The sequence below is a fragment of the Pseudoalteromonas sp. PSi26 genome, assembly GCF_054960575.1.
In genome coordinates this window covers 160,155-178,901 of the sequence record NZ_JBHNYT010000002.1, presented here as the reverse complement: position 1 = coordinate 178,901, position 18,747 = coordinate 160,155, and the positions used below count along the sequence as shown (strand labels likewise).

Sequence of the window (18,747 nt, the reverse complement as noted above, 5' to 3'; positions counted from 1 at the left end):
GAACACTATTATTGATATACAATCAAAAATTAAGCAATAATGTTTAAAGTGCATACGTTATTGTAACTCTGCTGATATTCCCTTTTTAGGGTATGCTATTCATAAGGAGCATTTAATGGCTTTTGATTACGGATCAATCGATCTTGGACTAAAAAACCCTTTTAAACTGGAAGGAAAAGTAAAGGCCGTAAGAGGACTGATTGAGGCTGTTGTGGGTGTTAGCCTGTTGGTTACCGCATCTGGCTCAGTAAAAGAAGATGCAACCGCAGGTTGGATTTTAATGATATTTGGCATGTTAATACTCGCACTCGGTATTCGTACCTTATCTGGCGGTATATATGCCACACTTAAGTACTTTGTAGGTAGAAATCACCCTACATCGCTGGCGTTTAACTTTAGTAAATCGCAAACCTCAACTGCACAAGAAGAAAAAAACGAAGTAGCCTACACAGCACAAACATTAGAGGAAATGCTTGTTGGGCGCAAAAACAGTACGTTCAAAGAACCAAACGGCTTTTTATCTCGCTTACTACACAGCTTAATACCAAAATTATTATTTCTACCCTATCCAATACGTAATGTTGCCCAACGTTTATTTGGTTCATGGGTTAGCACGCTGGTTGCACTTGTTGCTTATGCGTTGGTTGCATTTGTATCACTGTCAGGCTTTACAGGCGAAGCGGGAGAACTTGCTTTTCCGATATATAGCGCAATTTTAATGTTTTACGTGCTGTTTTCTTGGCGTTCGTCTGGTAAACCCATTTCACGAAATGCCGAAAAAAACATTGAAGCCTTGGGCACGGGTGCGCTCGCTAAAATCATTTCCTTATCATTTATATTACCCATTGCTATAGGGCTTTCTATGTCGTGGCTAATGCAAGAACAACGCATTAGTAAACAACAAATAGACAACTGGCTAGAGCAATTACCCAGCCTTAATGCTGGCCTTTATTTAACAGCCATTATCATACTAGCCGCACTGAGTTGTGCCCTTGTGTTTGTGATGGTTAAAGCTCGTTTAAATATTGTGACCCCCACTGCAGAGGTATCAGAACTGAGAGAGAACTGGCAAGAGTCTGTTCATCCCGATGAAATTTTTATAAACCTTGATAATTTAGTGATGGCAAACCGTCGTTACAAAGAAGTACCTAATAGGGTTTACCGTGAATTAGACCCTAAGCTACAAGAGCAAATTGAAGGTAAAGGCGGATTTAAAGGTGAAATGATTCAAGAAATTCAACCTAAACTGCACACGATGGACTTAGATAAACAGTTTAGCCTTTCGCGTTTAATTGCGTTAATTAGCGGTAACTTGCTTTATATTGTAGCGCTTACTTTTACCGTATTGCTTGCCTACTCGTTTATTAATATTTACCACTATATTGATGCAGCAAATATAAATAGCATTGAGCAAGCGTTTAATAATCAAAATATTATTAAGTTTAGTGAACTGTTAATGGCAAGTGTTCACTTATTACTGATTGGTGTATTAATTAAAGCCTTTGCCCAGCTACTAAGCAACAGCGCCCACTTGTTCTTTGCCGAAATGCAATTTGAATCTTTATTGGTATATTTTAAATGCGAAGGCACATTTACTGAGTCAAAAATATCAACAGGTACAGGTATTCATGATAGCACTCGTTCAGAAAACACCTTAGTGCGCAGCAGCATAACACCTTGGGTGATTGTTTCGCGTGTCGTTTCGACAACCTTTGCCGCAACAGGTATGAAAAACCTAGAGCATCCTCGCCATATTATGGAGATGCACAAAGATGAAGGTCAATTACAAGCAATCAAAAAAGATGTAATCGCCTTTTTGAAAGACCGCGAATCCATAGCCTCTATTACGAGTGAACGCGATTTAGGTAATGCATCTCAACTACATCAGTTGAATCAACAAACTCGCGCAATGCCTATGCAACCTACTCTAACTAAAAACGATGAAGAAGCCGCTGGCTTTTTACGTCAAGAAGACGACTTGACGTCTGAGCCAAAAAACTAGCATTTTCAGATAAATGCCACCTGTATAATTGGGTGGCATTTTTTTACCTCAAAATGCCCCACCGCTATGTAACGTCTAAATTAAACTAAACACTTGCAATAACATGATTAATATTTGATTAGCCCACAAAGCCCTTGCTTTATGTTTTAAAACACAAATAATGAAACATTAATCACAGGGTAAGAATGAGGAAAATGAGTTACATACTAACCACCCAATGTGCCGACGATGTGGGCTTAATTGCTAAAATCACCGGGCTTTGTCATAAAAATAACTTGAACATTACTCGTAATAACGAATTTGTGGACAAAGACGCCAAACGTTTCTTTATGCGCACTGAGCTGACGGGGCAACCACAAAGTGACTTTTTAGAGCAGCTACGCGCTTTATTACCTGAAGGCGCCAAACTTGCATTACACGACGATGCAAAAACTAAAGTGGTACTGCTTGCCACCAAAGAAGCACACTGCTTAGGTGGTATGCTATTAAAACAGTTTGAGCAAACACTTAATATTGAAGTGTTAGCTGTTATTGCTAACTACCCTGATTTAGAACCACTTGCTAAAGGATTTGGTGTGCCATTTCATGTGGTATCGCATGTTGGGCTAAGTCGAAGTGAACATGACCAACAAGTAGGTGACTTAATTGCTAGTTATAACCCAGATATAATTGGTTTAGCCAAATATATGCGTATTTTGAGCCCTGAATTTGTAGGCCGCTTTGACGGTAAAATTATTAATATTCATCACTCTTTTTTACCCGCATTTATTGGTGCAAAGCCGTACCACCAGGCATTTGAGCGCGGCGTAAAAATTATTGGTGCAACGGCTCACTTTGTAAATAATGAATTAGATGAAGGCCCAATTATTTTACAAGACGTGACAAGTGTGACTCACGCTAACACAGCTGAAATGATGGCAAAAATGGGTAAAGACGTTGAAAAAACGGTTTTTTGTAAAGCGTTGCAACTCGCTTCAGAGCACAAGCTATTTATAAATGGCAATAAAACCGTTGTATTTAGCTAGGATGCGTTAATCTTTGTGGTTATACCACGCTCATTTGCTAAAAAAGCCAGCTAAGCTGGCTTTTTTATTGTTCGCGTAAAGTAAATAATTACGGTGTGTAATACGTAGGAGACTCAGGCCCTACAGGCATACCCAGTAAAAATACCCACACATAAAACAAAATGACCCAGCCAATAAAAAATATAATACTGTATGGCAGCATGGTAGCAACCAGCGTACCTATACCCATGTCTTTTTTATACTTAACAGCCACGGCAAGTATTAAACCAAAATAACTCATCATCGGGGTTATTAAGTTTGTTACCGAGTCACCAATACGGTAAGCCGCTTGAATAGTTTCTGGCGCGTAGCCTATTAACATAAGCATAGGAACAAAAATAGGCGCTGTAATCGCCCATTGCGCTGACGATGAGCCTAAGCTTAGGTTTACTAACGCACACATTAAAATAAACAGAACAAATACTTCAGGGCCTGTCAGGTTTAAAGCTTGCAAAAGCGCCGCACCGTTTATAGCTAAAATGGTGCCTAAATTAGTCCACTTGAAAAATGCGACAAATTGCGCCGCAAAAAAGACTAGCACAATATATAACCCCATTGAGCTCATGCTTTTACTCATGGCATTAATAACATCTTTATCGTTTTTCATAGTGCCAACAACACGGCCATACACAAAACCAGGAATACTAAATGTCACAAATATAATAACCACAATCCCTTTTAAAAAAGGAGAACCCGCAACTTCACCGGTTGCAGGGTTTCGTAAAATGCCATCGTCAGGAACGATGGTCCAAGCAAGTAATAAAGAAACTACTAATAAAGAAACGCCAGCCCACTTTAAACCTGACTTTTCTTTTTGGGTAAGGGTATCTATGCTGTTTTGAGACAGATCAATACCGGCTTCATCTGGGTTATATTTACCTAAACGTGGCTCAACTATTTTTTCAGTTACTAAAGTACCTAGTACTGAAATTAATAGCACCGATATCATCATAAAATACCAGTTTGCCTCTGCGCCAACAACATAGGTTGGATCAATCATTTGAGCCGCAGGAGTTGTAATACCTGCAAGAAGTGGGTCAATAGTTCCTAATAATAAGTTAGCACTATAGCCACCCGACACGCCTGCAAATGCAGCGGCAAGGCCAGCTAAAGGATGACGTCCTAAACTGTGAAAAATCATCGCTGCGAGTGGAATTAAAACCACATAACCTAGCTCTGAGGCGGTATTAGACATAATAGCGGCAAACACCACCATAAACGTAACTAAACGTTTAGAAGCGCCCATTACCATGCCTCGCATGGCTGCAGAGAGCAAACCCGAGTGCTCAGCAACGCTTACACCAAGTAGTGCAACCAACACGGTACCTAAGGGTGCAAACCCCGTAAAGTTAGTGACAAGCCCAGCCATAATGCGCTGTAAACCTTCAGCGCTTAATAAGCTAACGACTTCAATAACGCCATCAGCGTCGCGCCCTGGAGCGCCTACCGGGCGAGGGTCTATCGCACTTAATCCAAACCAATCTGCAATACCGCTAAACACAACAATTGCCACTGCAAATATTGCAAATAGTGTAATTGGATGAGGCAGCATATTGCCTAAAAATTCGACGGTGGCTAAAAACCGATTAAATAATCCCTTATTTGGATTGTTGCTAGGTGAGTGTGTGGAGTCTGTCATACCCTGCTCTTAAAGTTATAAAATTGCCGTAACCTAGCATTATTTGTAATTTAGATCATGTATAAAAGGTGAATGGTTTGAGAGTAAAGTCAAATAACACAAAAGCAGGAATACGTTGACCTTTTGTAATTAATTACGCCGTTTTATGTTTAATGTTAGACAAAGCAGAAGGTATAGGCATTAAGCGTGTTTTTCATAAGTGAAAAGATAAAAAAGCATAAATGCTAAGCAGACGCTGCCTAAAGGGGTTAACCTACGCCTGCCCTAAATTAAATGCGTTTCAAATTATAGCTAAGCGAGCACTTGCGCTAAAATACCAATTCAAAATAGCGGGCAAAATATAACGGTAATAAATTGCTTCAAAACCCTTAAAACCATTATTGAGCTGGCTCAATAGGCTCTAGTTGTAATTTAGCAGCAATAAGCACGGCTTGAGTGCGGTTATAGACACCGAGCTTTCTAAAAATTGCGGTAATGTGTGCTTTTACTGTTGCTTCTGAAATGTGCAACTCATAAGCTATTTGCTTATTGAGTAATCCTTCATGCAAATATTGTAAAACGCGGTATTGCTGAGGTGTAAGAGAAGCGACTTGCGCTGCAATTTCTCTGTCTTCACCCTCAATTTCGGCTACTTTGTTTTTAAGCTCTTTTGGCAGCCATGTATCACCTTCAAGTATTTGGTTAATTGCATTGGCAATATCGTCCGATGGCGATGATTTGGGAATAAACCCCATAGCACCATAACCCATGACTTTAGAAACAATATTAACGTCCTCACTGCCTGAAACCACAGCAATCGGTAAACTTGGGTATTCTTCTCGGATACGAATAAGACCATACAAATCACCATTACCTGGCATGTGAAGGTCTAGCAGTAATATATCAAGATCTTCTTGCTCGCTTAGCACTTGCAATGTGCTATCAAAATCTGACGACTCGAAAACTTCTAGCCCTTCAAATTTTGCGCTCAGTGCGCCCTTTAGTGCTTCACGAAATAACGGATGATCGTCCGCTATTAAAAACTGACTCATGGTCCACTCCTAAATATTCGGCTGATACTTATTCCTAAGTAACAGCCGATATACTACGTTTAGAATTAACTTGTAATCAAGCTTTTAACGCGTATTTAACGATTTAATCGATTTTCAATAAGCTCATCCACAACCGACGGATCGGCAAGTGTTGACGTATCACCTAGCTGCTGGTGCTCATTAGCAGCAATTTTACGCAATATACGACGCATTATTTTACCTGAGCGTGTTTTAGGCAAACCCGGTGACCATTGAATCATATCTGGTGAGGCTATTGGGCTAAGTTCTTTACGAACCCAATTACGAACCTCTTTTGTAAGCTCGTCACTCACCGTCACCCCTTCGTTGGGCGTAATGTAAACATAAATACCCTGGCCTTTAATATTATGCGGGTAGCCTACTACTGCAGCCTCTGCCACAGCTTCATGCGCAACTAAGGCGCTTTCAATTTCGGCAGTACCCAAGCGATGCCCAGATACATTGAGCACATCATCAACACGCCCTGTGATCCAGTAATAGTCATCTTCATCACGACGACAGCCATCACCTGTAAAGTAGACACCAGGGTATGCGCTAAAGTAAGTTTGCTCAAAACGCTCATGATCGCCATAAACAGTTCGCGCTTGTGATGGCCAGCTATCTAAAATAACTAAATTACCGTCAACCGCACCTTCTAGTGTATTTCCCTCAGCATCATAAAGTGCCGGTGCAATTCCAAAAAACGGATGTGTTGCAGAACCGGGTTTTGTATCTGTTGCACCAGGTAGTGGCGTGATCATAATACCGCCCGTTTCTGTTTGCCACCAAGTATCGACAATTGGGCAATTAGACTTTCCTATGCTTTCGTAATACCAGTTCCATGCTTCTGGGTTAATTGGTTCTCCTACAGAACCCAAAATGCGTAAACTATCGCGGTTTGAAGTTGCTGTGGGTTCATCACCTTTAGCCATTAATGCTCGAATCGCTGTAGGCGCAGTATATAAAATAGTGACACCATGTTTATCGACCACTTCCCCCATTCTTCCTGCGCTTGGGTATGTAGGTACGCCTTCAAATACAACTTGTGTACACCCATTCACCAGCGGTCCATATGCAATATAACTGTGCCCAGTGATCCAACCTACATCGGCACTACACCAATACACATCATCATCTTGTAAATCAAATACGTACTCGTGAGTCATTGACGCATAAACTAAGTAACCGCCAGTTGTGTGTACAACCCCTTTAGGTTGACCTGTTGAACCTGATGTATACAAAATAAATAGCGGATCTTCTGCGTTCATTGGCTCTGGTTCACACTGTGCTGGTAAGTCAGCGACTAAGTCGTGCCACCAAATATCGTGATCGTGCCAATCAACTTCACCACCTGTTAACTGATGTACAATCACGTGCTCAATAGTGGTTACAGAATCTTGTAATACGGCTTCATCAACATTCGCTTTTAATGGCACGCAGTTACCTGCACGTCGGCCTTCATCAGATGTAATGACCACTTTAGCACCAGAGTCTTTAATACGGTCAGCTATTGCCGAAGGTGAAAAGCCACCAAATACAACTGAGTGAATTGCACCAATGCGAGCACACGCTTGCATAGCATAAATAGCCTGCGGGGTCATTGGCATGTAAATAGCAACTCGGTCACCTTTTTGCACACCTAGCTTTTTTAAACCATTAGCAAATTTGGCCACTTCATCGTGTAATTGCTGATACGTAATATTTTCGCTTTGTGACGGGTCATCACCTTCCCAAATAAGTGCAATTTTATCGGCTTTGGTTTTTAAATGACGATCAATACAATTATAAGAGGCATTTAAGAAACCATCTTCATACCATTTGATACTGATGTGCCCTTTATCAAAAGAGGTGTTTTTAACTTTAGTATAAGGAGTAGACCAATCGAGGCGTTGACCATGCTCTCGCCAAAAGCTTTCGGGGTCATTAATTGACTGCTGGTACATCGAATTATATTTATTTTTATCAACGAGTGTTGTGTCTTTTATATGATTAGGAACAGGATAGATACTTTGTGACATCTTAGTCTCCGTTTAAATTACTTGCCTTAGGCTCTTAACAAGGATTACTCAGCAGTGCTTTATTAAGTATTAGACCTTAGTTGTACTCACCTACTTATTGCGTGTTTGTACTATATAATTAATAAACTTAAATATTTTTACGTAAACAATACAGGATGTTAAATAAAGGTGGCAAGAAGCTACCTAATTGTTAAACCTTAGTCTTATAGACCAATAGATAATTGAGTAAACACTACACATAACTAAAGTATTTATGGTGAACAATTAAGCAAACAAACCTGTTGCATGCATTGTTTAAAAATTACAAAAATATTTATAAACACTAAACACACTGACAACATTTATTTTTATTCGTAATTTGTACTTGTAGCAAATATTGAGCAAAAACGAGTAAAAAATAACAAACAACAAGTAGCCTAAACAAGGGATACCAGTATGAAAATTACTCCATTAAAAACACTCGCAGCAAGCGCTGTTTTATGTGCACTATCGAGCACTTCTTATGCAGCGACGGCTGCAAAAATTGGTGACACTGAGTTCACTTACGCCGGATATATTAAACTCGACACAATGTGGAGTGATTATTCAGCGGGTGCCTCTGCTGGTACAAGTGTTGGTCGTGATTTTTATGTGCCAAGCACACTAACGGTAGGTGATGATGACAGCTCGGATGCAGTATTTGATATGCATGCACGTCAATCGCGTTTTAATTTTGGTACGTCGACTTTACTCGATAACGGCAAAAAAATTAACAGCAAAATTGAAATCGATTTTCTTGCCTCAGCCGCAGGTGGTAATGAACGCGTATCAAACTCTTTCGCTCCACGCATCCGCCACGCTTTTATAACCTACGACGGATGGTTATTTGGCCAAACATGGTCAAACTTTCAAAACGTAGGCGCTCTTCCTGAAACGTTAGATTTTGTAGGCCCTGCTGAGGGCACAGTGTTTGTTCGCCAAGCTCAAATTAAATACACAACAGGTGCATGGTCTTTCTCATTAGAAAACCCTGAAAGCACAATCACAACAACAGGCGGAGCACGCGTTGCAACTGATGATGCTTCGCTTCCTGATTTTACCGCACGATACACACACAAAGCAGACTGGGGTAACCTTGTTGTAACCGCACTTGCTCGCCAATTAACGTATAAAGTAGGCGGTATTGATGCTGATGAAACGTCATTTGGCGTAAGTGCATCGGGTATGTTTAAAGTAGGCGACGACAACATTAAATTTATGCTGACACAAGGTAAAGGTTTAGGCCGATATGTAGGTCTAAATGTTGCTCATGGTGCCGTACTCAATGGTGATGAGTTAGATGCAATCGACTCCACGTCTGGCTTTGTTGCTTATCAGCATAAATGGAGCAGCCAATGGCGTTCAACATTCCTTTACTCATTCTTTTCAGCTGACAACAACACTGATTTGTTGAGCATTTCAGGTGATCCAACTGAATCAACGCAAAGCTATAGCGCAAATATTTTATACTCTCCGGTTAAACGTCTAACATTTGGTGCAGAGTTAAAACATGCTGAACGAGAAACCCAAAGCGGTATTGATGGTGATTTAGACCGCTTACAATTCTCTGTTAAATACGCTTTTTAACTTTAAAGTTTACTCAATAAATTAAGCGGCTTAGGCCGCTTTTTTTTATGTGTATAACTTTAAATTTGGTTAATAAACCTCTTAATTTAACCCTACATAATTTTAAAATAAACCTAAGGTATTAATTAAGCTGGCCCAAATTAGTTAAAAGATAAACAAACCACAACAATGCAATTGCAAATTAATATCATTTAGATTAGCATAATTTCCAATTTTTTAACGAACTGGAACCGATATGTCGTCCCCTACTATTTTGCGTTTGTCTAAACTAAGCATTGTTACTTCTTTAATTTTATCTGGAAATACGTTTGCGCAGGAGTTAAAAACTAACAACGAGTCATTAGAGAAAATAGCCGTATATGGCCAGCATCATAAAAACTACATTACCGAAGATGCGCAGTCTGCAACTAAGTTAGGCCTTTCAATTAAAGAAACACCGCAAAGCATATCTGTTGTATCACGTGCACTAATGGACGACTTTTCACTAGACAACATTAACGCTGTGCTTGAAAGTACACCCGGTGTAACGGTGGAGCAAATAGAAACAGATCGGACTTACTTTAAAGCCCGTGGATTTGAAATCACAAACTTTCAAGTAGATGGCTTGGGTATTCCACAAAGTTCGGGATCAATTCAAGGCTCATTAGATACGTCTATATACGACCGTGTAGAAATAGTTCGTGGTGCCAACGGCTTAATGACGGGAGCAGGAAACCCGTCCGCAACCGTTAATATGGTACTTAAAAAGCCAACTTACATAACACAAGCTCATGCATCTGCATCTTATGGTTCTTGGAATAACAAGCGTTTAGAGGTTGATGTTTCAACACCTATAAACGATGAACATGCGGTGCGCGCTGTATTTACTAAGCAACAAGCCGAGTTATACTTAGATCGTTACGAAACAGATAAAACAATTGGTTATCTAGCCTACGAAGGCAAAATAACAAATGACACAACGCTAAGCCTTAACTACGTTAATCAACAAAAAGATGCCGACAGCCCACTTTGGGGAGCATTACCACTTTATTATACTGATGGCTCAGCCACAGATTACGATTCATCTACCAGCACCGCTTCTGACTGGTCATACTGGGACAATAGCGCTGAGCAAGTTTATGTAACTCTTGAACAAAATTTGTCGACTACATGGGTTGCAACGGCTCGTTACGCACACATTAAAAACGAGCAAGATTCAGAGCTTTTTTATGTATTCGGTACACCAGATAAAGAAACAGGACTTGGCCTTACTGGTTACGCAAGCCGTTATAATTACAAAGATAAACACGACCTGCTTGATTTATACGCTAGTGGTAAGTTTGGTTTATTTGGTCAAGAGCACGACCTATCATTCGGTGTAAGCCAAGCAAACATGGATTATAACGAGCAGTCACTATACGATTACACAACGGGCAATGGCTTTCCTGCCATGCCATCACTTGATACATGGGATGGAGTAGCGCCAGAGGCAACACTTGCAGACGGTTTAAACGGTAGTGACATTGAAAACAAACAGCAATCAACTTATATCTCAACTCGTATAAAACTAAGTGCACCACTAAGTATACTTGCGGGCGTTCGTTATACAGACTGGGAAACAAAAGGCACAGCATATGGTGTAGCGCAAACACGTGATGACAGCGAAGTAATCCCTTATGTTGGGGCTGTTTACGACTTTACTGAGTCACTTTCGGCTTATGCAAGCTACACCGAAACATTCGTGCCACAAAATGAACTTGATATAAACGCAGAACAACTTGCGCCAATTACAGGTAAAAGTAGTGAAATAGGTTTAAAAGCACAGCTTTTAGACAATCAAGTGTTTTTAACTTTAGCGTATTTTGATGCTAAGCAAGAAGGACTTGCAGTCGCACTACCTGATTCACTACCAAGTGATACACGTTACTACGGTGCCGATGGCATTAACAGCGACGGTTTTGAAATAGAATTAAGTGGAAAACTTACCGAAAACTTAAGCACAAGCATAAGCTTTAGTAACCTGAGCATTGAAGGTGATGATTTAGTAAAAGACTACACCCCAGAGAACCAATTAAAGGTGGCTGCTACTTACCAAGTACCGCTTGTAGAAGGTTTAACATTTGGCGCAAACTACCGCTGGCAAGATTCGGTGAGCCGAGTGCAAGTATCAGATCCAGCGGGGGCAGCGCTTGTAACAACAAACCAAGGTGCTTACGGTATACTTGATTTAATGGCTAACTACAAAATCACTCAAAACGTAGGGGTTACTTTTAACATTAATAACACCACTGATGAAAAATACCTACATAGCCTATATTGGGCACAAGGTTACTATGGCGCGCCACGCAACTATGCGTTATCGGTTAATTGGCAGTTATAAAGCAAATTATACGTCTTTATATAACTTAATTTAAACGACACATACTCTGTGTCGTTTTTTAATTTGTAATAGCATTCGCAATAATAATTTAGGAAATAAACCTAATGCTATTTGGACTTCCTTTCGCAAACATAGCTCAGCTAGTTAGACAAATCGTTATTATTCATTTAATAGATGTTTAAACATAAAAAAACGCTAACCATTACTGGTTAGCGTTTTTATAAAGCTCGGGTCAAATCAAGCTTAGAGAACATTTTAAAGCTTAAAGGTCGCCTTCATCACCTAGCACATCTTCACCGTCTTCTGGCTCAATTGTCGCTTTAAGCAATAACATATCGCGTAATTTGCCTTCAATTTCGTTTGCAATTTCTACGTTTTCTTTTAGGAATTTAATCGAATTATTTTTACCTTGGCCTACCTTGTTACCATTGTAGCTGTACCAAGCACCTGCTTTTTCAACAATTTTGTGCTTAACACCTAAATCAATTAGCTCGCCTTGCTTAGAAATACCTTCACCATACATGATGATAAATTCGGCTTGTTTAAACGGAGGCGCTACTTTGTTTTTAACGATTTTAACGCGCGTTTCGTTACCAACAACTTCATCACCTTCTTTCACCGAACCAATACGACGAATATCAATACGAACTGATGCGTAAAACTTAAGCGCGTTACCACCAGTTGTTGTTTCAGGGTTACCGAACATTACACCAATTTTCATACGAATTTGGTTAATGAAAATACATAACGTGTTTGAACGTTTAATATTACCTGTAAGTTTACGTAATGCTTGCGACATTAAGCGTGCTTGCAGGCCCATGTGCGAGTCGCCCATGTCGCCTTCAATTTCAGCTTTTGGTGTAAGAGCAGCAACAGAATCGACAATAACCACGTCAACCGCACTTGAACGGACTAACATGTCACAAATTTCTAGCGCTTGCTCACCCGTATCGGGTTGAGATACTAAAAGCTCATCAATGTTAACACCTAGTTTTTGTGCATATACTGGATCTAGAGCATGCTCAGCATCAACAAAGGCACATGTTTTGCCTTCTTTTTGAGCTTGGGCGATAACTTGCAAAGTCAGCGTAGTTTTACCTGATGATTCAGGACCATACACTTCTACAATACGACCCATTGGTAAACCGCCTATGCCTAAAGCAATATCGATCCCTAGTGAACCTGTAGATACGGCGTCAATGTTTAGGGCTTTGTTGTCACCCAACTTCATGATTGATCCTTTACCAAATTGACGCTCAATTTGTGATAGGGCTGCATCTAACGCTTTTTGTTTATTATCGTTCATTTTGTTCTCCAAATCCGGCTAATGCGAACAAGTATACTGTATGAAATCACAGTATCAAGCAAAATTTATAACTTTATCTTTTCAATCGCAATTTTTAATGAAAATTCAATAGCTTGAGTTCTTACACTTGCCCTGTCACCACTAAATATTTGCTTAAATGTAAATTGTTTATCTGCAATTTGTAGGCAAAACCATACAAAACCAACAGGTTTATCTTGTGTTGCTCCACCCGGCCCAGCTATACCCGATATAGCAATAGCAACGTCAGCATTAGCTATATTTTTTGCACCCAGCGCCATTTCTTTTACTGTTTGCTCGCTCACAGCACCATATTGCTCTAACGTATTCGTCGCTACATTGAGTAATTCGTGCTTCGCTTCATTACTATATGTGACAAATGCGCGCCCTAAATATCCAGAGCTACCGGGGGTATCTGTGAGTGCATAACTGACCCCTCCCCCCGTACATGATTCAGCAGTAGTGATCCATAAGCATTTATCCGTTAAAATAGCACCTAATTGCGCAGCAAGTGTTTTAATCTCTTGATGTAATTCCATATTCAGCCTTTGGGTAAATACATGTCGTTTGATCTTTTTGCACCACACACTATAAAACAACAAACCCCTATGATGCAGCAGTATCTAAAAATAAAATCAGAGCATCGCGATATTTTATTGTTTTATCGTATGGGTGATTTTTATGAGCTTTTCTTTGACGACGCAAAACGTGCAGCGCAATTACTCGATATTTCGCAAACCCAGCGCGGCAAAGCCGGTGGCGACCCAATTCCTATGGCAGGTGTGCCTTATCATGCCGTAGAAAACTACCTAGCTCGCTTGGTACAAATGGGCGAATCTGTTGCTATTTGTGAACAAGTTGGCGACCCCGCAACCAGTAAAGGTCCTGTTGAGCGAAAAGTAGTGCGTATTGTAACACCGGGCACTATTTCAGATGAGGCGCTACTACAAGAGCGGCAAGACAATCTACTGACCAGTGTTTGGCAAAATAAAAAGGGTCAATATGGAATCGCTTACCTTGATATAAATTCTGGTCGTTTTAACATTGTAGAAGTCAGTACCGATGAGGCATTTAGTTCAACACTACAGCGTTTGTCACCAGCAGAACTTTTATATAGCGAAAACTTTGAAAACACCCATTTAATTGAGCATATCAAAGGCGCTCGTCGCCGTCCTGAATGGGAGTTCGACTTAGATACGGCCCAGCACTTATTATGCGATCAATTTGGTACAAAAGATTTAGTCGGCTTTGGCGTAGATAAAGCACATACTGCACTCGTAGCCGCGGGCTGTTTAATGCAATACGTAAAAGATACACAACGCATTGCTTTGCCTCATATTCGCGCCATTACGCTTGAGCACAACGAACATGCTGTTATATTGGATGCCGCTACCCGTAAAAATTTAGAACTAACGGTTAATCTATCTGGCGGGTTTGAAAACACGCTTGCACAAATACTTGATAAAACCGCTACAGCAATGGGATCGCGCTTATTAAAACGCCGCATTCATACACCTGTTCGAAATAAAGACGAGCTGAATTCTCGTCTAAATGCTATTAGCGCAATTTTAGACGTACAACTATGTGGAGAGTTACACGAGTCGCTAAAAGATATTGGCGACATAGAGCGTGTAATAGCGCGTTTAGCATTATGCACTGCACGCCCAAGAGATTTAACACGCTTGCGCAGTGCACTACAGGCACTTGCACCTCTGCATAATTTATTAAGTGACGCGAGCGACCCACGCATTACAAGTATTATCAAACACTCGCCAGAACTACCTGAGTTACAAGCATTGCTAGAGCGAGCTGTTATTGATAATCCGCCAGTACTTATTCGCGATGGGGGCGTAATTGCACCAGGTTATAACAGTGAACTTGATGAGTGGCGTAACCTAAGTAAAGGGGCAACTGATGTACTTGAGCAGCTTGAACAACGCGAGCGTGAACGTACTGGGATTAGTACGTTAAAAATTGGCTATAACCGAGTGCACGGCTTTTTCATAGAAGTGAGTCGCGCTAATTCGCATTTAGTTCCTGCTGATTATATTCGCCGCCAAACGCTAAAAAATAATGAACGCTATATTATTCCAGAGCTTAAAGAGCATGAAGACAAAGTACTTGGTAGCCAATCAAAAGCGCTCGCGCTTGAAAAACAACTATACGAAGAGTTATTTGAATTTATAGCCCCACACATTGAACAGCTGCAAATAATGGCTGCAGCGCTTGCTGACTTAGATGTATTAAATAACTTAGCAGAGCGTGCCTTTGCGCTTAATTATGCTAAACCAGAGCTTTGCGACAACGACAACATTAGCATTCAACAAGGCCGTCACCCCGTTGTAGAGCAAGTAATGAAAGAGCCCTTCATTGCAAATCCTGTAGAGCTTAATAGTCAGCGCAAAATGTTGATTATTACAGGTCCAAATATGGGTGGTAAATCAACCTATATGCGCCAAACAGCGCTTATTGTACTCATGGCGCACATTGGCAGCTATGTGCCTGCTGATAGCGCGAAAATAGGTAATATAGACCGAATATTTACGCGAATTGGCGCAAGTGATGATTTAGCTTCTGGCCGCTCAACCTTCATGGTTGAAATGACCGAAACCGCCACTATTTTAAATAATGCGACAGCGCAGTCGTTAGTTTTAATGGATGAAATTGGGCGAGGAACAAGCACCTACGACGGGCTTTCGCTTGCGTATGCCACGGCCGATCATTTAGCATCAAAAATTTCAGCTAAAACACTATTTGCAACACACTACTTTGAACTTACAGAGCTTGCAGAGCGAACTCAAGGCCTTGTAAATGTTCACCTTGATGCAATAGAGCATAACGACACCATCGCATTTATGCACACCGTGCTAGATGGTGCAGCAAGCAAAAGCTTTGGTTTACAAGTCGCCGCTCTTGCAGGCGTACCTAAAGCTGTAATTGCGCAAGCTAAACAAAAACTTAAGCTACTCGAAAACCATCAAAGTGTAACGGCGCCTAATACAGAACAACAAACATTTTCATTTAATAACGAAGCGATTATTGAGCCTTCACAAGTGGAAGAACAGTTAAAGTCAATTGATCCAGATAACTTAACACCCAGACAAGCTCACGAATTGCTTTATAAATTAAAAACATTGCTTTAAGTTTGCCTTGTAAAAAACATAAAAAAGCCGAAGATTAATTTCTTCGGCTTTTTTATTCAAGCCCTGTAAGGCCTTACATTTGCTATTAAGAAAATTGGTTAAATAAGCTATCAGTGCTTAACCCTTCTTGTTGCAAAATATCTTTTAAACGACGCAGTGCTTCAACTTGTATTTGTCTTACTCGCTCTCGTGTTAGGCCTATTTCCCGGCCTACATCTTCAAGTGTAGATGGCTCGTAGCCGAGTAACCCAAACCTGCGAGCGAGCACTTCACGTTGCTTGAGGTTTAACTCTCCTAACCAATCAACAATGTGCTTATTAATTTCGTTGTCTTGTACTTCACCTTCTGGACCATTGCCTTTTTCGTCAGGTAAAATATCTAACAGAACGCTATCGTTTTCGCCACCAATAGGCATATCAACCGAGGCTATTTTTTCGTTTAAACGTAGCATTTTGGTTACGTCTTCAACTGGCTTATCTAAGCACTCCGCTATTTCTTCAGCAGTTGGTTCATGGTCGAGCTTTTGGGTTAGCTCTCGTGCTGTACGTAAGTAAACATTAAGCTCTTTTACTACATGGATAGGCAAACGAATGGTGCGTGTTTGGTTCATAATGGCGCGTTCAATTGTTTGACGTATCCACCATGTTGCATAAGTTGAAAATCTAAACCCGCGCTCAGGGTCAAACTTTTCAACAGCGCGAATTAACCCTAGGTTACCTTCTTCAATTAAATCGAGTAGTGCAAGTCCACGGTTATTGTATCTACGGGCAATTTTAACAACTAAACGTAAATTGCTTTCAATCATGCGTTTACGAGAAGCTTCGCAGCCTTTTAAAGATTTGCGAGCAAAAAAAACTTCTTCTTCTGCGCTTAATAATGGAGAGAAACCTATTTCACCTAAGTAAAGTTGTGTGGCATCAAGGTTTTTAGTAACTTCTTCTTTTGCAAATATGTCTTCGTCATCTACATTTTCAAGTAACGATGTTGCTTCTTCAACGGTGTTTTCATCAAACTTGTCGTCATTGTTGATATTTTTTTCAATTTTTGCTGCATTAGCCATAAGCCTTCTCCAGAGCAATTATCAATACCTAAAATCTAAGGAAGGTATTTAGCAGGGTTGACAGCTTTCCCCCGGTAACGAATTTCAAAGCGAAGCGCGGTAACCGAAGACTCTGAATTGCCAATTTCTGCTATTTTTTGTCCTGCCTTAACTTTTTGCTTTTCCTTTACAAGTAATTTCGAGTTATGTGCATAAGCACTTAGATAATCATCATTATGTTTCAAAATGATTAAATTACCATAACCTCGAAGCGCGTTACCCGCATACACCACCGTTCCTTGTGCAGCGGCTAAAACTGTAGCCCCCATTTTATTAGTAATTTGTAAGCCTTTATAGCCGTTTTCCTTATTAGAAAAGCGTTTGGTAATTTTGCCCTTTGCTGGCCAAAACCACTTTAATTTATCGCTCGACAACTGCTTTTGGTTACTAACTTTATTATTGGCTTGTTTTTGAACATACTCTCGTTTTTTTGGCTGATCAAGTCCTTTCTTTAATTTTTTGTTATTATTTTGTATGTTTTTTCTAGACTTTTTACTCGAATTCGTATATTTTTTTGAACTTTTAATTTTTTTTATAGTGCGAGAGAGAGAGATTGACTGGCCTGGATATATAACATAAGGACTTGAAATTGAGTTATTTTTAGCAAGTTCTCTAAAGTCTTTTCCTGCGCTAAATGCGATTGAATAAAGTGTATCCCCTTTTTGTACTGTATATTTGCCATCTACAATGTTAATTAAATGGTTTGATTCATTAACATTATTATTTAAACTACTAACGGGCGCTGGAGCATGGCGAGATGAACAACCAAAGAGAAAAACACTAATGAACAAAGCAACATAAAGCATAAATTGTCTATTCATCGTACTTTTCTCCATGTTTAAATAACGCTATTTTATGTAGCTTAACGCAACAAAAAGTACGCAACGGCTATTAATATTACTAATCCCCAGCCAAGCACTTCAATATACTGACGTAATTTTTTCTCCATTTGCGCTCCGCCCCATTTCATAAGCGCAGCAACTAGAAAAAACCGAGCACCGCGCCCGATTGCTGAAGCAATTAAAAATGGTATAAACGCCATCTGTAAAACGCCCGCACCAATTGTAAATACTTTATAGGGTATGGGTGAAAAACCAGCTAAAAATACCACCCAAACGCCATACTCTTTAAACCAATTTAATGCTACATCAAACTTTTCTTGCCAATGCATCTGTGCAATTAGCGGCTCTACAACAGGTTCAAAAAGCCAAAAACCAAGAAGGTAGCCAATTACCCCGCCCAGTACAGATGCAATCGTTGCGAAGCTAGCAAAACGCCACGCCTTGCTAGGTTGTGCCAGCGACATTGGCGCTAACATTACATCGGGTGGGATAGGGAAAAAAACAGACTCGGCAAAACTCATTCCTGCTAAATAACGCTCCGCATGGCGGTGCTTTGCCCATACTAGGGCCATATCGTACAACTTAGTAAACAACTTCAAAGTG

At 40.2% G+C, this 18,747-nt stretch carries 13 protein-coding genes; 5 read left to right on the top strand and 8 right to left on the bottom strand.

The annotated features are described in order from the left end of the window. Window positions 1-115 precede the first annotated feature (115 nt). Window positions 116-2,002, top strand: coding sequence for a hypothetical protein (locus tag ACFI34_RS02850; protein WP_462672333.1), 1,887 nt, complete (start codon window positions 116-118; stop codon window positions 2,000-2,002). Window positions 2,003-2,196: 194 nt separating this feature from the next. Beyond that, window positions 2,197-3,027 (top strand): formyltetrahydrofolate deformylase, encoded by an 831-nt coding sequence (purU, locus tag ACFI34_RS02845; RefSeq protein ID WP_138528856.1) that lies wholly within the window; start codon window positions 2,197-2,199, stop codon window positions 3,025-3,027. A gap of 88 nt (window positions 3,028-3,115) precedes the next feature. Here the strand turns inward: purU and ACFI34_RS02840 are convergent, their stop codons facing one another. The 3 genes from ACFI34_RS02840 to acs form a co-directional block, all read right to left on the bottom strand. Further along, window positions 3,116-4,705 carry an AbgT family transporter gene (locus ACFI34_RS02840; RefSeq protein ID WP_462672332.1) on the bottom strand — a complete coding sequence of 530 codons (1,590 nt, stop codon included), beginning with the start codon at window positions 4,703-4,705 and terminating at the stop codon, window positions 3,116-3,118. Window positions 4,706-5,082: 377 nt separating this feature from the next. Next, window positions 5,083-5,736, bottom strand: a complete 654-nt coding sequence (locus tag ACFI34_RS02835; RefSeq protein WP_462672331.1) for a response regulator transcription factor — start codon at window positions 5,734-5,736, stop codon at window positions 5,083-5,085. Between the two features lie 95 nt (window positions 5,737-5,831). Then, complete coding sequence (acs, locus tag ACFI34_RS02830) at window positions 5,832-7,772, bottom strand: acetate--CoA ligase (protein ID WP_462672330.1); 1,941 nt, start codon at window positions 7,770-7,772, stop codon at window positions 5,832-5,834. A gap of 435 nt (window positions 7,773-8,207) precedes the next feature. Here acs and ACFI34_RS02825 point away from each other — a divergent pair, with 435 nt between their 5' ends. Further along, window positions 8,208-9,377, top strand: a complete 1,170-nt coding sequence (locus ACFI34_RS02825) for a DcaP family trimeric outer membrane transporter (RefSeq protein ID WP_462672329.1) — start codon at window positions 8,208-8,210, stop codon at window positions 9,375-9,377. Between the two features lie 235 nt (window positions 9,378-9,612). Then, window positions 9,613-11,736, top strand: coding sequence for a TonB-dependent siderophore receptor (locus ACFI34_RS02820; protein ID WP_462672328.1), 2,124 nt, complete (start codon window positions 9,613-9,615; stop codon window positions 11,734-11,736). A gap of 262 nt (window positions 11,737-11,998) precedes the next feature. Here the strand turns inward: ACFI34_RS02820 and recA are convergent, their stop codons facing one another. Both recA and ACFI34_RS02810 read right to left on the bottom strand, forming a co-directional pair. Continuing rightward, complete coding sequence (gene recA, locus ACFI34_RS02815) at window positions 11,999-13,042, bottom strand: recombinase RecA (RefSeq protein ID WP_058403019.1); 1,044 nt, start codon at window positions 13,040-13,042, stop codon at window positions 11,999-12,001. 65 nt (window positions 13,043-13,107) lie between these two features. Then, the gene (locus ACFI34_RS02810) at window positions 13,108-13,599 is read right to left on the bottom strand and encodes a CinA family protein (protein ID WP_462672327.1); all 492 of its coding nucleotides are present in this window, start codon (window positions 13,597-13,599) and stop codon (window positions 13,108-13,110) included. A 21-nt stretch (window positions 13,600-13,620) separates the two neighbouring features. Between ACFI34_RS02810 and mutS the strand changes: the two genes are divergently transcribed. Further along, window positions 13,621-16,203, top strand: a complete 2,583-nt coding sequence (mutS, locus tag ACFI34_RS02805) for a DNA mismatch repair protein MutS (RefSeq protein ID WP_462672326.1) — start codon at window positions 13,621-13,623, stop codon at window positions 16,201-16,203. 85 nt (window positions 16,204-16,288) lie between these two features. Here mutS and rpoS read toward each other — a convergent pair whose 3' ends face one another. Genes rpoS through ACFI34_RS02790 form a run of 3 tightly spaced genes read right to left on the bottom strand, consistent with a single transcriptional unit; the run spans window position 16,289 to window position 18,743 of the window. Then, window positions 16,289-17,263, bottom strand: a complete 975-nt coding sequence (gene rpoS, locus ACFI34_RS02800; protein ID WP_462672325.1) for an RNA polymerase sigma factor RpoS — start codon at window positions 17,261-17,263, stop codon at window positions 16,289-16,291. A gap of 35 nt (window positions 17,264-17,298) precedes the next feature. Next, window positions 17,299-18,123 (bottom strand): peptidoglycan DD-metalloendopeptidase family protein, encoded by an 825-nt coding sequence (locus tag ACFI34_RS02795; RefSeq protein ID WP_462672324.1) that lies wholly within the window; start codon window positions 18,121-18,123, stop codon window positions 17,299-17,301. 41 nt (window positions 18,124-18,164) lie between these two features. Beyond that, window positions 18,165-18,743 (bottom strand): YqaA family protein, encoded by a 579-nt coding sequence (locus ACFI34_RS02790; protein ID WP_462672323.1) that lies wholly within the window; start codon window positions 18,741-18,743, stop codon window positions 18,165-18,167. Window positions 18,744-18,747 lie beyond the last annotated feature (4 nt).

Excerpts from the sequence above, each read along its gene's own strand:
- ACFI34_RS02850 (WP_462672333.1), top strand. The coding sequence starts at position 116 with ATGGCTTTTGATTACGGATCAATCGATCTTGGACTAAAAAACCCTTTT.
- purU (WP_138528856.1), top strand. The coding sequence starts at position 2,197 with ATGAGTTACATACTAACCACCCAATGTGCCGACGATGTGGGCTTAATT.
- ACFI34_RS02840 (WP_462672332.1), bottom strand. The coding sequence starts at position 4,705 with ATGACAGACTCCACACACTCACCTAGCAACAATCCAAATAAGGGATTA.
- ACFI34_RS02835 (WP_462672331.1), bottom strand. The coding sequence starts at position 5,736 with ATGAGTCAGTTTTTAATAGCGGACGATCATCCGTTATTTCGTGAAGCA.
- acs (WP_462672330.1), bottom strand. The coding sequence starts at position 7,772 with ATGTCACAAAGTATCTATCCTGTTCCTAATCATATAAAAGACACAACA.
- ACFI34_RS02825 (WP_462672329.1), top strand. The coding sequence starts at position 8,208 with ATGAAAATTACTCCATTAAAAACACTCGCAGCAAGCGCTGTTTTATGT.
- ACFI34_RS02820 (WP_462672328.1), top strand. The coding sequence starts at position 9,613 with ATGTCGTCCCCTACTATTTTGCGTTTGTCTAAACTAAGCATTGTTACT.
- recA (WP_058403019.1), bottom strand. The coding sequence starts at position 13,042 with ATGAACGATAATAAACAAAAAGCGTTAGATGCAGCCCTATCACAAATT.
- ACFI34_RS02810 (WP_462672327.1), bottom strand. The coding sequence starts at position 13,599 with ATGGAATTACATCAAGAGATTAAAACACTTGCTGCGCAATTAGGTGCT.
- mutS (WP_462672326.1), top strand. The coding sequence starts at position 13,621 with ATGTCGTTTGATCTTTTTGCACCACACACTATAAAACAACAAACCCCT.
- rpoS (WP_462672325.1), bottom strand. The coding sequence starts at position 17,263 with ATGGCTAATGCAGCAAAAATTGAAAAAAATATCAACAATGACGACAAG.
- ACFI34_RS02795 (WP_462672324.1), bottom strand. The coding sequence starts at position 18,123 with ATGAATAGACAATTTATGCTTTATGTTGCTTTGTTCATTAGTGTTTTT.